The organism is Nocardia sp. NPDC052112 (assembly GCF_040680135.1).
Taxonomy (GTDB): domain Bacteria; phylum Actinomycetota; class Actinomycetes; order Mycobacteriales; family Mycobacteriaceae; genus Nocardia.
In genome coordinates this window covers 496,938-511,874 of sequence record NZ_JBFAWD010000003.1, presented here as the reverse complement: position 1 = coordinate 511,874, position 14,937 = coordinate 496,938, and the positions used below count along the sequence as shown (strand labels likewise).

Sequence of the window (14,937 nt, the reverse complement as noted above, 5' to 3'; positions counted from 1 at the left end):
GCCGTGCGGCGGGCGGTCGGCAGGCCGAATGTCATGCCAGGTCGGTGGCGATGATCTTTTCGATATTGCGCTCCGCGAGGCCGGTAATCGTCAGGAAGGGATTGACGCCGGTGCTGCCCGGAATCAGCGAGCCATCCATGACGTACAGCCCGGCGTATCCGTTGAGGCGACCGTAGTTATCGGTGGCCTGTCCGAGCAGGCAGCCGCCGAGGGGGTGATAGACGAAGTCGTCGCCCCAGACTTTGTAGACGCCGAACAGATCGGTCCGATAAATCGTGCCCGCCTTGGCATTGATTGCATCGAATACGCGTTTCGCCGCATCGATCGACGGCTGGGTATATGACGCCTGCCAGTTCAGATCTACGCCACCGGTGGACGAGTTGTAGGTGAACTTGGCGCGGTTGGGGTTCTTGGTGATCGCCAGATAGAGATTCACACCGTTCTCGGTACTCGTCGGGAATGGGGCGATCTCGGCGAATACCGGACCACTGGTATCGGCCCAGTTGTCGATGCCCATGCAGGGAATCGCGGATTGCAGTGCGCCGGTCAAATCCAGTCCGGCCCGGCCGACCATCACATTGCCGTTGTTACCCCAGCCCGCGCCGACCGAATCGGCCAGGTTGGGCAGCTTGCCCAGTGCCTTCATGGTGACGAGCAGCTTGCTGGTGCCGACGCTGCCCGCCGCGAAGAAGACCCTGTCCGCGGTGACGGTCTTGGTCGCCACCGTATTGCCGAGTACGTCGATCTGTGTGATGACCACCGTATAGCCGCTCGTGGCCGGTGCCACGCTGGTGACCTTGTGCAGCGGCGAGATGCTCAGGTTGCCCGTCGCGGCGGCCACGGCCAGATAGGTTTTGTCGAGCGAACGCTTTCCGTAGTTGTTGCCATAGATCACCTCACCGGCCAGCGCCGAGCGGGTGACGGTATTCGCCTGCTCCTTCTGCATATAGCTGAAGTCGTAGACGTTGGGCACGAATGTTGTTGTGTAGCCGGCGTTATTGGCCGTTGTGCGACTGACCCGTGCGTATTTGTAGCATTCGGCGGATTCGAACCAGGCCGAGTCGACATTGTTGACGCCGAGGGCGGCTTGCGCCCGCGGAAAGTAGGTGGAGTACATCGTCGTCGCGTCGACCGATGGCAGGATCTGTTGGAAGTAGTCCTGTTTCGGCAGCGGCGCCATACCGCCGTTGACCAGCGAGCCGCCACCCACCCCGCGGCCCTGATACACCCGGGTGGCCGCGAAGTGCTCCGAATCGAGCACACCCGCATCGCTCGGGCTGATGTCCCGGTTGATATCCGCCCCGACGAAGTAGCCGACCGGCTGATCGGTCCTGGTCCGGAACCAATAGGACCGCTCGTCCGGATCGAGCATGGTGCAGAACACTTTTCCGTCCGAGCCGGGGGTGGTCCAGTTCTGTCCCATCTCGATCATCGCCACCTGCTTACCCGCCTGGCACAGGCGCAGCGCGGCGACCGCGCCGCCGTAGCCGCTGCCGATGATCAGGTTCGGCACATGATCCCCGTTGCCGATGGGTGCGGCCGACGCCTTGGCGGTCCACGCGGCCGGGCCTAGCGCCATGGCTCCGGCTGCAATTGCCGTGCCCGCCAGGAATTTCCGGCGATTCATCCCTTGGTGAAGGCCGGTGGCGGCCGCGGGGCGTCGGTCGTACATGAGCGAAACCTTCCGATGTGAGGCGTAGGAGAGTGCCTCGAGTCGGCAGAATGTAACAGGTTCTAGTTGGGTATTCGGGCGAATTATGATGTTGATGTGTCAAGGCGGCGGTGCGTCGTTCACATTCGCCTTGGACGAATCAATAGCAGTGGCCCACAACATTTTTCGATTGCGGCATCGATGCTCGCGATGGTGTCGAAGCGCTGTGTGGCACTCGGGTGTGTCGCAGCGAACTGTCAGAACGTGTTACCGGAACCGGCTCCGGACCGATCTGCGGCCACTCGGCGGGCGCGTTCCTGGGCCTGCAGCAGGGCGCGGTGCGCGGGCCGCAGGTCGGCGTGCAGTTGTTGGCCGAGGGGTGTCAGCCGGATATCGCGGCGGTTTGCGCGGTCTACCAAAGTGGCGCCGTAGTAACGCTCTTGGGCCTTGATGGATTGGCTGATCCGGGCCTGGGAAAGGTGTAGACGTTGCGCGGCGCGGCCGAAGTGCAGTTCCTCCGCGAGCGCCAGGAAGATCTCGATGTCTCTCAGTTCCAACTCGACGATCCTCCCGGTCGGATGTTGTCCCGCCCTGATGAACAGTGTTCAGGATATCCATGAACACTGTTAGGCTGTCAAGGTGAATGCGATGTCCCGGGAGCGGCCGGCACTGAACCGCGCGGGCATGATCGCCACCGCGTTGCGGCTGCTCGACCAGGTCGGACTCGACGGACTTACCCTGCGTGGCCTGGCCAAGGAGCTCGAGGTGCAGCCCGCGGCGCTGTACTGGCATGTCGAGGGCAAGCAGGAATTGCTGAATCAGATGGCCGCCGCGATCGTCGAGGACGCTTTGCGTGGGCTGGACCGCCCGCGACCCGGTCAGTCCTGGGATGGCTGGCTCACCGAGCGCGCCCGCACGTTGCGGGTGGCCATTCTGGCCCGGCGCGATGGCGCGCGGTTGGTCGCGGGGGCTCGCCACATCATCGATCGGCGGCCCACCGCCGAGACCATGCTGCACTCGCTGACGGCGGCGGGGTTCACCCCACCGCAGGCACTGCAGGCATTGCGCGCCTTCAGCCACTACCTCTTCGGTGCGATTCTGGACGAACAGGCGACCGCGGCGGCACCGCCGCTCACCGCCGAGGACCGATTCGACGACGTCCCGTATTTGCAGGCGGCGCTGGCCGATCGGGGCGCAGACCACTTGGAGCGGCAGTTCGAATACGGGCTGAGCTGCATGCTGTTCGGTATTCGCAGCGGATTGGTCACCGATTGAGCGGCGTCAATCAGAATGTGCGGCAACGAGTTCGGCGCGATCGAGCTTGCCGTTGGCGGTCCGTGGCAGTTCGTCGACCACCGACAGGGTGTCGACGATCATGTAGGTCGGCAACCGAGCGGCACAATGGCTCTTGAGCGCAAGCAGTGTGGGCCGTTGCGCATCGTCACGCGCGATCACCACCGCGTGCAGCCTTGCGTCGATGCCGGTGCCGAGCACCACAACGGCCACCGCGGCGACCGCCGGATGGGCCGATAGTGCCGACTCGACGTCGCCGAGTTCCAGCCGGTGCCCCCGGACTTTGACCATGCCGTCGCGGCGACCGATGTATTCGAGTCGGCCCGCATCGTCGTATCGGCCGAGATCGCCGGTTCGATATGGGCCGCGGTGCGGGGTCGCGCCCCAGTACCCGGCCATGACGGTCGGGCCCGACACCACGATTTCGCCCTCACTGGACGAATCCAGTGTGACGACGGCGCCGGAGGCGGGTGTGCCGATCGGCACCGCGCGTTCGCGGTCGAGATCGGCCACGGTGACCTCGTACGATGTGCAGACATTCGTCTCGGTTGGCCCGTACCAGTTGAAGATTCGGATGTGCGGCCAGGCCCGGCGTACGGCGAGCAAGTCGGTGACCGGGAATGGTTCACCGGCGAAGAGACAGGTGCGCAACACATTTGGAGCGTCGCGGTCGAGCAGGCTGCCGTGTCGCAGCATCAGCTGCATGGCCGACGGCACCGAATACCAGATGGTGATCCCGCGTTCGCACAGGAACTGCGCCAGCGGTTCGGCCGCATATGCCAGCTCGCCGGGAATCAGATCGACCGAGGCGCCGGCTCGGAAGGCGGCGTAGAGGTCGAAGACGGACAGATCGAAGTTGAACGGCGCGTGGCTGGCCAGTCGATCCGCCGCGACCACGCCGATTTCCGCGGTGGCCCAGTCGATGAATGCCGAGGCGTTGCGGTGGCTGATGCATACGCCCTTGGGTTCGCCGGTGGATCCGGAGGTGAACAGGATGTATGCGATATCGTCGGGGTCCACCGGCCGATCGGCACGCGGTCCGGGCGCGCTGGATTCGGCGAGTAGCTCGCCGAGTTCGACGGACCTGTTGTCGCGCAGCGTGATTCGCCCGGCCCGTGCTGCGTCGGTGACGATGAGCGCGGGGGCGCAATGCTGCGCGATGGTCTCGACGCGGGCCGCCGGATTGGCGGGTGCGATCGGCACGTAGATGGCGCCGACGCGCAGTGCGGCCTGCATTACGGCGACGACCTCCGGGGCCTTCTCCGCCCAGATCAGCACCCGGTCGCCCGGCGCAACCTCCGACTCGCGCAGCGCCTGGGCGTAGCGATCAGCCAGTTCGTCGAGTTCGCGATAGGTCACCGTTATCGGGCCGCAGTGCACGGCGGGCGCGGTCGGGGTGCGCGCGGCGGCGTCGCGGACCAGCTGTGCCAGACCGCCCGGCGGCGGTGTCGCGATATCCACGTGTTCACAACCCCATTTCGATGGCGATCAGCTGTCGCTGAATATCGGAGGCACCCGAAAAGATGGTGCTGCCCATGGCATCTCGCAAGGCCGATTCGATGCCGTTGCCGCGCAGGTATCCGCGATAGCCGAATAGTTGGACGGCGTCGGTGGCGCTGGCCAGTGCGGCCTCGGAGGTGGCGAGTTTGGACAGCGCGGCGTACAGCACTGTGTGTTCGCCGGCATCGTGGGCCCAGCAGGTTCGGTACAGCAGCAGGCGGGCGCTTTCGACCCTGACCTTCATATCGACAATGCGGTTGGTGACCGATTGGAAGTCGGCCAGCCGCTGACCGAATTGCTTGCGCCCGCGCACATGTCGGACGGTCTGCTCGATCAACCGGTCCTGTAGGCCGATATAGAGCGCGAACAGGCAGGCTCGCTCCCAGCCCATGGAGTGTTGGAAGACCGCCGAGCCCTGTCCCGCTGCGCCGAGCAAATTCTGTTCCGGCACCGGGCAATCGTCGAAGGTCACCGCACCGGCCGCACAGCCGTCCATGCCGAGTTTGTGAAGCGGTTCATCGAGCAGCACGCCGGGCGCGGTGGCATCGACCACGAATGCGCTGATGCCGAAATGTCCTGCCGTCGGGTCGGTTACGGCGTATGTGACGAATACATCGGCCACCGGACCGTTACTGACGAAGGTTTTGGTCCCGGTCAGCCGGTACCCGCCATCGACTCGTTCGGCGACCGTGCTCAGCCGCCCGACATCGGAACCGGCGTCGGCCTCGGTCATGGCATTGCCCGCGACGAGCTCCCCGGCGGCCATCCCACGTAGCAGGCGCTCTCGTAGTGCGGGCGAGCCGAATTCGGCGATCGGCATGGCACAGGCGAACAGGTGCGCGGCCGCCGCGAAGACCAAACCGGTATCCGCGCAACCATGTCCGAATGCCTCGAATATACGGGCCGTATCGAGTGCGCCGAGCCCCTGGCCGCCGTATTCGGGCGACAGGCAGGCGCCGAGCAGGCCGAGTTCGCCAAGTACCCGCCAACTTTCGCGGTCGAACGAGTGCGCGCGTTCTTCGGGAAAGGCGTCTCGGGCGGCGGCGAATGCGTCCTCATAGCGCTGCCGCTGCGCCGCGGTCCAGGCGAACTCCATCAGTTCAGCCAGCCGGGGGCGTCCGTGATCTCGAAAACCGCTCCCGCGAGGCTGAATCCGGGTGCGACACCGAAGGCGAGGACGTGATCGCCGGGGCCGACCTGGCCCGTCTCGAGCACGTGATCGAATGCCATGGCATAGTCGCTGGCACCGGCGTGTCCGATCCGTCTGCCGAAATCCCACGTCGAGCGAGACAGCGGCAGTTCCAGCAGGTTCAGCAGCACATCCTCGACGAATACGCGCGTCGCGTTCTGCAAGAAGACCCGGGTGATCCGATCGGTATCGATACCGGCTTCGTCGAGCAGTTGCTCCTTCAGCTTCGGCACGGCGGCCACCAGACCCATCCCGAAGTCCTTGCCGACGTCGGTGGCCTCGAATTCGAGTTGGCGCGCCGCGAAATCCAGATGCTTGCCCGCGGGGAGCAGCGGTTCGGAACCGCGGTGCAGCTCTTCGAATTCGGGCAGCGACAGCGAGCCGATGGCGGCGATCCTGGCAAAACCTTGTTTGCCGACCACCAGTGCCGAGGCGCCGTCCGCGAAGAGCATATGCGGGCCGCACCGCCAGCGATCGAGCTCGGTGGTGGTGAAGTTGTCGGCGGCGGCGACCAGCGCGATGGCGTGGTCAGGGGACGAGCGCAGGTAGGCGGCCGACAGTTCGAGTGCACCGAGCACGCCATTACAGCCCTGCCGGATACCGGCCGCGAATGCCCTGCCGCCTACCAGCTTTCGCTGCAGATAGGACTGGGGCAGCCAGCCGAGCGGGCCCGCGTGATAGGCATCGGCGTAGAGCAGCAAATCGACCTGCTCCGCGGTCGCATCCGCCCGCTGCAAGGCCTGCCGCGCGGCCACCAGGGCCATCTCGGGTGCGGACATATCGGTCGACACCATGGTGCCCAGCCGACCGGAGGGATCGACGTCCGCGGGAAACAGGCCCTGCGCCACCGCGGATTCGATGCCGACCACTTCGGGTCGGTAGGTGCCGATTCCCCGGAGGAAGATGTTGTCGGGTATCACTGGGTTGCTCCCTGGGCTGTCGGGCGCGGCGCCGGATGGCGCGCGCCGAGGATCACGAGGCGGCGCGCAGCGAGTCGATCAGGCGCGCGATGCTCGCCAGATCGCGAAAGTTCGTGCCGGTCATGCTCTCTGGCGGAATCCGGATGCCCATCTGATTGCGAATGTGCGCCACCAGCCGCGCCGACTTGATGGAATTCAGCACACCCCATTCCAGCAGCGGTGTGGTTCCGGTGAGCCCTTCGGCCTCGCCCGGTCCGAGCAGTTCGGTGCCGACGTATTCGACCAGTTCGGCGACCAGTTCGGCGGATTCGGGTTCGCCCGTCGCGGTCATCTGCTTCCTTTCGCCGGGTGCGTCGACCGGTATACCGGGTGCGCGGACTGGGAGACCGGGGCGCGGCTTTGGCGCCCGCGACGGAAATCATGCCTTGCGCAACGGTATCGGGCAACCCCGAACTCGCGGTTGCCGCAAATGGTTCGCGAGTATTTCCTCGTTACCAGCTCAGATAAGTGAGAGTAATCGAAAAGTGTAGATTTCATTTTTCGCCAGCTTTCCGAGACGTAGAACGTGTTCTATAGTGCGTTCGTGGGGGATCGACGACCCGGAGGAGCAGGAAGTTGTCCGAGATCAGTCCCCATTCGTCGCACGCGCGCACCGGATGGTTCGAAGGGGTGGTCGGCCGCCGCTGCTGGCGCGAATCATGGTGCTGTCGTGGTGCTGATCGGTGGATGGGTGAGGTTTCGTAGTCGTTGTCCATCGCTGTCGACGGCGTGGGTGTGGCACGGGTCGGGCTCGTCGGAATTGCTGTCATAGGCATCGACATATTGCTTGTCGGGGGGCTATTCGATAATCAGATAAGAACATGTTCTATCGACTAGTTGAATTCTTAACTTTACTGCGCTGTGTGCGCGCTCGCGCTGGCTCCCGAAGCTCTCCGGTGCGGACGACGGTAATTCGGTAATTTCGCGGAAAGGGTGTTTTTCACGTGGCCGAGCCGGACGATGAAACCGATGTGTACGCGGCGGATGATCCGGTGGCAGTGGTGGGCATCGCATGCCGTTTTCCGGGCAGCGCGTCCGTATCGGAACTGTGGGATATGTTGCTGCGCGGCACGGGTATTACCGCGCGCCTGCCCGATTCGCGCCGGACGATGGATCCGCGCACCGATCACGTGTCGCGCGGCATCTTCCTCGATGACGCCGACCTGTTCGACGCGGGATTCTTCGGCTCGGTGGTCGCCGATGCCCGCGCGGTGGATCCCCAGCAGCGGTTGATATTGGAGCTCGGCTGGGCGGCATTCGAGGATGCGGGCATCATTCCGGAGCACCTGCGTGAGCGGCGGGTCGGGGTATTCGTCGGCGCGATGTGGGACGACTATGCCGAGCTGACCCGGCGTCAGGGCATGGACCGGGTCTCGGTCGCGACCGCGCCCGGTATTCAGCGCAGTCTGATCGCGAATCGGCTGTCGCACTTCCTCGGCGTCACCGGACCGAGCCTGGTCGTCGATACCGGGCAGTCCTCGTCGTTGATGGCTACGCACCTGGCGTACCGGAGCGTGCTGAGTGGTGAGTCGGAGCTGGCCGTGGCCGCAGGCGTGAATATCGTGGCGAACCAGGAGAATTCGGACATATTCGCCGAATGGGGTGGACTCTCACCGGACGGGCGGTGCCACACCTTCGACGAGCGGGCGAACGGGTTCGTGCGCGGTGAGGGTGTCGGCGTGGTCGTGCTGCGGCGGCTGTCGAGCGCGGTGGCGGCGGGCAACCAAATCTATTGCGTCATCAGAGGTAGCGCGGTCGGGCACGGGGCAGGTGCGGATGTCACGGCACCGAGTGTCGGCGCGCAGTGCGCGGTGCTCCGTTCGGCATATCGGGATGCGGGCATCGATCCCGCGGCGGTTCAGTATGTCGAATTGCACGGCACCGGAACGCGAGTGGGTGATCCGATCGAGGCCGAATCGCTCGGTACCGTCCTGGGCAACGCCGCGGAACGCGATAGTGACCTGGTAGTCGGCAGCATCAAGGCCGCCATCGGACATCTCGAGGCAGCAGCTGGCATTGCCGGATTCATCAAAACCGCACTGTGCGTGCGTAATCGGCGACTGCCGGGCATGCCCGACTTCGTCGAGCCCAATGCGGATATCCCGCTGACACAACTGGGCCTGGAAATACCGCGCGAGGCGAGGAGCTGGCCCGACAGCGGACGTGCGCTCGTGGCCGGAGTGAGTTCATTCGGCATGGGTGGCTCGAATTGCCATATGGTGCTGTCGGATCGGCCCGAGCCCGGAGTGCCCGAGACGGACGATCGGGTATCGGATCGGATTGTGCCGTGGGTGATTTCGGCGCGGAGTGCTTCGGCGTTGGCTGGTCAGGCGGCCCAGTTGGGTGCATGGGTCGGTGCGCGTCCGGAGCTGGCTGTGGGGGATGTGGGCTGGTCGCTCGTGACTACTCGGTCGTTGTTCGAGCACCGCGCGGTGGTGTTGGGGCGGGACCGAACCGAGTTGTCGGCTGGGTTGGCCGCGGTCACCGCGGGCGCCACCGCGGCCGGATCGAGCGGGGTGGGCTTTGTCTTCCCTGGGCAGGGGGCGCAGCGGGCGGGTATGGGGCAGCAGCTGTATGCCGAATATCCGCTGTTCGCCGGGGCTTTCGACGAGGTATGCCGGTTCGTCGATCCGATACTCGGCGTCTCCTTGCGGGAGGTGACCATCGTCGGGGACGGCTTCGATGGGATGCGCCATTCGCAGCCCGCGCTGTTCGCGCTGGAGGTCGCGCTGTTCCGGCTGCTGACGTCCTGGGGTATGCGGCCGGCGGTGGTGTTCGGGCATTCGATGGGGGAGATCGCGGCGGCGCATGTGGCGGGGGTGCTGTCGTTGGCGGATGCGTGTGTACTGGTGACCGCGCGTGCGCGGTTGATGCAGGCACTGCCGTCGGGCGGTGCGATGGCGGCGGTGCAGGCCACCGAGGACGAGCTCGCGGACCTGATCGCGGGACGTGCGGACGACCTCGGTATCGCGGCGGTGAACGGTCCGTCGTCGGTGGTGATTTCCGGGCGTGCGGATGCGGTCGATGCGGTCCTCGATGTACTGCGTTCGTGGGGGCGGCGGGTCAAGCGGCTGCGCGTGAGTCATGCGTCGCATTCGCCGCTGATGGCGCCGATGATGGACGAATTCCGAGGTGTAGTAGAAGGATTGACGTTTACGCCGCCACGGTTGCCGATGATCTCGACGGTGACCGGTGCGCTGGTCGAGCCACAGACGCTGGGTACTGCGGAGTATTGGGTCGAGCACGTCCGTCGACCGGTCCGCTTCGCCGATGCGGCCCGGACCGCCTACGCGGCTGGTGTCGAATCGTTCATCGAGTTGGGCCCGGATGCGGCCCTGTCCACGGCATTGAGCGAGGGTTTGCCGGATTCGGCGACAGCGGTGCCCGCGCTGCGTGCCGACCGAGACGAACCCACTCTGCTACTGACCGCTGTTGCCGAGTTGTTCGTTCGAGGCGCGACGGTGGCGTGGACCGCGGTGCTCGGCGGTGGAACCCGAGTCCCGCTCCCGACGTATGCCTTCGATCGTCAACGGTATTGGTTCGACGATGACACGGAACGCCCGAGGCATCCGATATCTTCCGGTCCCGCGACGGAACTGGCGGCTCTGCCCGCTTCCGAGCGGGAACGCAACGTTCGGAAGCTGATTCGAGAAGCGACCGAGCACATCCTGCGCACGGAACTCGAGCGAGCCGATGCCGAACGGATCACCTTCGCCGACCTCGGGTTCGACTCCGCGGGGTCGGTCGAATTGCGCAACCGGCTGACATCCGCGCTCGGAACGCGTTTGGCGGCCGGTGTTCTGTTCAACTATCCGACCATCGAAGCGCTGACCGATCATGTCTGCCGCGAGCTGTCGGGTGCGGATCGGATGCGGCGCGAGGAGCCCGCGTCGGCGGGGCGGGTGCGTGATGACGATATCGCGATCATCGGGATGGCCTGCCGCTATCCCGGTTCGATCGACTCGCCGGACGCACTGTGGCGGCTGGTGCTGGACGCGGGCGATGTTATCGCACCGATGCCGGGCGACCGTGGCTGGCCCGCCGATATCCATCGGGGTGGGTTCCTGGTGGCTGCGGCCGATTTCGATGCCGGATTCTTCGGGATCAGTCCGCGCGAGGCATTGGTGATGGATCCGCAGCAGCGATTGCTGCTGGAGACGTCGTGGGAAGCGCTGGAGGACGCGGGCATCGACCCGAATTCGCTGCGGGACAGCGCAACCGGTGTATTCACCGGGTTGACGGCCCAGGATTACGGGCCGCGCATCGGACAGGGGTCGGAGCGGGTCGCGGGTCTTGCACTGACCGGGGTGACACCGAGTGTGGCATCGGGCCGGGTCGCCTACAGCCTGGGATTGGTGGGGCCAGCGGTGTCGGTGGATACCGCGTGCTCGTCCTCGCTGGTCGCACTGCACCTCGCGGTGCGGTCGCTGCGGGCGGGGGAATGTTCGCTGGCGCTGGCCGGTGCGGCGACGGTGCTGTCGACGCCGGGAATGTTCGTGGAGTTCACGCGACAGGGCGGGCTGGCCGCGGACGGCCGCTGCAAGTCCTTCGCCGAGGCCGCCGACGGGACGGGGTGGTCGGAGGGGGTCGGGGTGCTCGCGGTGGAACGGTTGTCCGACGCGCGCCGCAATGGTCATCGGGTGCTGGCCGTCGTGCGCGGGAGTGCGGTGAATCAGGACGGCGCCTCCAATGGTCTGACCGCGCCGAATGGACCGTCGCAGCAACGGGTTATCCGGCAGGCGCTCGCCGATGCGCGCGTGCCCGCGGCAGAGGTGGATGTGGTGGAGGCGCACGGCACCGGCACCCGGCTCGGTGATCCGATCGAGGCGGAGGCGCTGCTGGCGACCTACGGGCAGGATCGGGTGCGGCCGCTGTGGCTGGGATCGGTGAAATCGAATATCGGTCACGCGCAGGCCGCCGCCGGGATGGCGGGTGTGATCAAAATGGTGCAGGCGCTGCGGAACGGGGTGTTGCCGCGGACCCTGCACGTGGATTCGCCCTCGTCCCATATCGATTGGTCGGCAGGTGCGGTGCGGTTGCTGACCGAGGAACGTCAGTGGGAGGCCGAGGACCGGCCACGGCGTGCCGGAGTGTCGGCGTTCGGGATTTCCGGCACCAATGCACACGTGATCCTGGAGGAGGCTCCGGCGCAGGAGAACTCGATCATCGAGTCCTCGCCGACCGGTTCCGGAGTTGTGCCGTGGGTGATATCGGCGCGGAGTGCTTCGGCATTGGCCGGTCAGTTGGGTCGGTTGGCGGCGTGGGTGGGGGAGCGGCCGGAGCTGGCGATACGTGATGTGGGTTGGTCGCTGGTGACCACTCGCGCATTGCTCGACCACCGTGCGGTGGTGCTCGGGCGGGATCGTGCCGAGTTGTCGGCCGGGTTGGCTACCGTCGCGGCGGGCTCGACCGCGTTGAGCGGCGTGGCCGGTTCTGGTCGGCTGGCGATCGCGTTCGCGGGGCAGGGTTCGCAGCGAGTGGGGATGGGGCAGCGGCTCTATGCCGAATACCCGGTGTTCGCCGCGGCTTTCGACGAGGTCTGCCGCCACCTGGACAGGTTGTCGGGGACCTCGATACGAGATGTGGTGATCTCGGGTGACGGTCTGGACGGGACCGGGTTGGCGCAGCCCGCATTGTTCGCGGTGGAGGTGGCGCTGTTCCGGTTGGTGGAGTCCTGGGGTGTGCGCCCGGATGTACTGCTGGGGCATTCGGTAGGGGAGATCACCGCGGCACATGTGGCGGGGGTGTTGTCGCTCGCGGATGCCTGTGTGCTGGTCGCGGCGCGCGGGCGGTTGATGCAGGCGCTGCCGTCCGGGGGTGCGATGGCGGCGGTGCAGGCCACCGAGGACGAGATTGTCGAACTGCTGGCGGGCCGGCCGGACTCGGTGGGTTTGGCGGCGGTGAACGGACCATCGTCGGCCGTGGTTTCCGGCGCCGCAACGGAAGTCGCCCGGATCGGGGATGTGTTGCGGGAGCGGGGTCGGCGGGTCAAGCAGTTGCGGGTGGGGCATGCGTTCCATTCGCCGTTGATGGTGCCGATGTTGGCTGAATTCCGGTGTGTGGTAGAGGGATTAGCGTTCGCTTCGCCGCGGATACCCATTGTCTCCACAGTGACCGGTGCGCTGGTCGAGCCGCGGACTATGTGCACTCCGGACTACTGGGTCGAGCATGTGCGACAGCCGGTTCGGTTCGCCGCCGCCGCCGAGACGGCCCACGACGAGGGCATCGAGGTATTCCTCGAACTGGGGCCCGACGCGACGCTGACGACCGCGCTGGCGGAGACGCTGCCGGACTCGGTCACGGCGGTGTCCGCGCTGCGTGCCGATCGCGACGAATCTGCCCACCTGCTGGCCGCGGTGGCCGGAGTGTTCGTTCGGGGCGTACCGGTCGACTGGCGTCAGGTGCTCACCGGCGGCACGCGAATCGACGTGCCCACGTATGCCTTCGATCGCCAGCGGTATTGGCTCGACCCGGAGTCCGGTGCTGGTAGCGACGATGACGCCGCGCTCTACCGGCTCGAGTCCGTCGCTGTCGAATTGTCCGATACTTCAGCGGCGCAACAGGATTGGGTTCACCTCGGCCCGCGCGATGCGGCTATCGCGGAATCGGTCCGATCGTTCGAGGGTCTGCCGGAACTGACGGCCGCGCTGGAATCCGGTGCGCGGGTTCCGACGGTCGTACTGACCTCGTTGCCTTTTCCGGCTACGGGAGTTGTCGACGGTGTCCATGCGACGGTGCGCAGTGCCACGCAGTTGGTGCAAGCGTGGCTGGCCGAGCAGAGGCTGGTCGAAACGCGGCTGGTTTTTCTCACTTGTGCTGCGGCGGAGCAGGATTCAGCCCGCTTCGCCGGCAGCGCATTGGACGGATTGCTGCGCACCGTTCAGACCGAGCACCCGGATCGATTCGTGCGTATCGAGCTCGACGGGACCACGGAATCACGCGATCTGCTGCCCGCAGCACTGGAATCAGGTGAACCACACGTGATTTTGCGTGTCGGGCGAGCGAGGGTACCTCGATTGACGCGCGCTGATTCCGGGGCGGGGGACCCCACTGCGTGGGACCCGGACGGGACGGTGCTCGTCACCGGCGCCTCGGGGATGCTCGGATCCATGACGGCGCGGCATCTGGTTGCCGCACACGGGGTTCGGCATCTGCTGCTGTTGAGTCGGCGAGGTGAACACGCGCCGGGCGCGGTGCAATTGCGCTCGGAATTGCTGGCCTCCGGTGCCGAATCCGTGACCTTCGCGGCAGGTGATGTGGCCGATCGGGAGGGATTGGCGCGGGTGCTGGCTACGGTTCCAGCCGCGCATCGGCTGCGGGGTGTGGTGCACACCGCGGGCATACTCGACGACGGTGTCGTGACCGGGTTGACCGCCGAGCGCATCGATCGAGTGCTCGCGCCGAAGGTCGCGGGAGCATGGCTGCTGCACGAGCTGACCAGCCAGCTCGAACTCACGGCATTCGTCCTGTACTCATCGGTATCCGGCATGCTCGGTGCCGGTGGGCAGGGCAGTTATGCGGCGGCGAATTCGTTCCTGGACGAGTTGGCCCGGTATCGCGTCGAATCGGGTTTGCCCGCGACATCATTGGCGTGGGGGCTGTGGGGCGGCTCCGGCGGGATCGCCGATCAGCTGCGGGGAACGGATCTGCGTCGGTTCGCGCGATCCGGGGTGCTGCCACTGAGTTCGGCGCAGGGACTGCGCCTGCTGGATGCGGCGCTCGCGCTGGGGGAGCCGATGCTCGCACCGATGCGACTCGATATCGCGGCGCTGTCGAGTGACGGGCCGGCAGCGCTGCGCGAGCTCGTGCGGGCCGAACCGGATGCGGCACCGGGTTCGCCGAGTTTGCGGGCCCGCCTCGCCACGCTGGATACCGGGAACCGGCACCGGATGGTGCGCCGGCTGGTGGTCGCCGAGGTCGCCGCAGTGCTCGGATACGACCCGACGGCCGTCCGTGACGACCAGGCCTTCCAGGATCTCGGACTCGATTCGCTGACCGCCGTCGAACTACGCAACCAGCTGACGCGGCTGACCGGTGTGCAACTGCCGACCGCCCTGGCATACGACTACCCGACAATCGCCGATCTGACCACGCATCTGCTGGGTCGCCTCACCGACGCCGCGCGGCCGGTACTCGAGCGGATCGATGCACTCGAATCCGAGCTCGCCGATCTGATCACCGACGACCTCCTGCGGCCCGAGGCCGCGGCAAGGCTGCGCCGAATGCTGGATATCTGCGCGGGGTCCGTCGGGTTTCCGGATGCTCCCGACTATCCCGATCTCGATTCGGCCACCGACGAAGAACTGTTCGCACTCGTCGACGAGGTCGACTGACCGGCAGGAAGT

At 66.1% G+C, this 14,937-nt stretch carries 8 protein-coding genes; 2 read left to right on the top strand and 6 right to left on the bottom strand.

Annotation, left to right across the window (positions count from 1 at the left end):
- Positions 1 to 31: 31 nt before the first annotated feature.
- Entirely contained in the window at positions 32 to 1,672 is a 1,641-nt protein-coding gene (locus AB0L58_RS08255) for a GMC oxidoreductase (protein ID WP_364383095.1), read from the bottom strand.
- 236 nt (positions 1,673 to 1,908) lie between these two features.
- Positions 1,909 to 2,208 (bottom strand): LysR family transcriptional regulator, encoded by a 300-nt coding sequence (locus AB0L58_RS08250; protein ID WP_364383092.1) that lies wholly within the window; start codon positions 2,206 to 2,208, stop codon positions 1,909 to 1,911.
- A gap of 91 nt (positions 2,209 to 2,299) precedes the next feature.
- On the opposite strand from AB0L58_RS08250, the gene AB0L58_RS08245 reads away from it, so the two are divergent.
- Positions 2,300 to 2,926, top strand: coding sequence for a TetR/AcrR family transcriptional regulator C-terminal domain-containing protein (locus tag AB0L58_RS08245; RefSeq protein WP_364383089.1), 627 nt, complete (start codon positions 2,300 to 2,302; stop codon positions 2,924 to 2,926).
- Positions 2,927 to 2,932: 6 nt separating this feature from the next.
- Here AB0L58_RS08245 and AB0L58_RS08240 read toward each other — a convergent pair whose 3' ends face one another.
- From AB0L58_RS08240 to AB0L58_RS08225, 4 genes are read right to left on the bottom strand one after another with little or no spacing between them, the layout of a single operon-like run.
- Positions 2,933 to 4,405, bottom strand: coding sequence for an amino acid adenylation domain-containing protein (locus tag AB0L58_RS08240; protein WP_364383086.1), 1,473 nt, complete (start codon positions 4,403 to 4,405; stop codon positions 2,933 to 2,935).
- A 4-nt stretch (positions 4,406 to 4,409) separates the two neighbouring features.
- Entirely contained in the window at positions 4,410 to 5,540 is a 1,131-nt protein-coding gene (locus AB0L58_RS08235) for an acyl-CoA dehydrogenase family protein (protein ID WP_364383084.1), read from the bottom strand.
- Positions 5,540 to 6,553: a ketoacyl-ACP synthase III family protein gene (locus AB0L58_RS08230; RefSeq protein WP_364383081.1), complete on the bottom strand. Its 1,014-nt coding sequence runs from the start codon at positions 6,551 to 6,553 to the stop codon at positions 5,540 to 5,542. The genes AB0L58_RS08235 and AB0L58_RS08230 overlap by 1 nt, the downstream gene beginning before the upstream one ends.
- Before the next feature lie 52 nt (positions 6,554 to 6,605).
- The gene (locus AB0L58_RS08225; RefSeq protein WP_364383078.1) at positions 6,606 to 6,884 is read right to left on the bottom strand and encodes an acyl carrier protein; all 279 of its coding nucleotides are present in this window, start codon (positions 6,882 to 6,884) and stop codon (positions 6,606 to 6,608) included.
- Between the two features lie 652 nt (positions 6,885 to 7,536).
- On the opposite strand from AB0L58_RS08225, the gene AB0L58_RS08220 reads away from it, so the two are divergent.
- Complete coding sequence (locus AB0L58_RS08220; protein ID WP_364383075.1) at positions 7,537 to 14,925, top strand: type I polyketide synthase; 7,389 nt, start codon at positions 7,537 to 7,539, stop codon at positions 14,923 to 14,925.
- The last annotated feature ends 12 nt before the right edge of the window (positions 14,926 to 14,937 follow it).

What these genes read in the sequence shown, in the direction of transcription:
- AB0L58_RS08225 (WP_364383078.1), bottom strand. Translation starts at nt 6,884, where the DNA reads ATGACCGCGACGGGCGAACCCGAATCCGCCGAACTGGTCGCCGAACTG.
- AB0L58_RS08255 (WP_364383095.1), bottom strand. Translation starts at nt 1,672, where the DNA reads ATGTACGACCGACGCCCCGCGGCCGCCACCGGCCTTCACCAAGGGATG.
- AB0L58_RS08245 (WP_364383089.1), top strand. Translation starts at nt 2,300, where the DNA reads ATGTCCCGGGAGCGGCCGGCACTGAACCGCGCGGGCATGATCGCCACC.
- AB0L58_RS08235 (WP_364383084.1), bottom strand. Translation starts at nt 5,540, where the DNA reads ATGGAGTTCGCCTGGACCGCGGCGCAGCGGCAGCGCTATGAGGACGCA.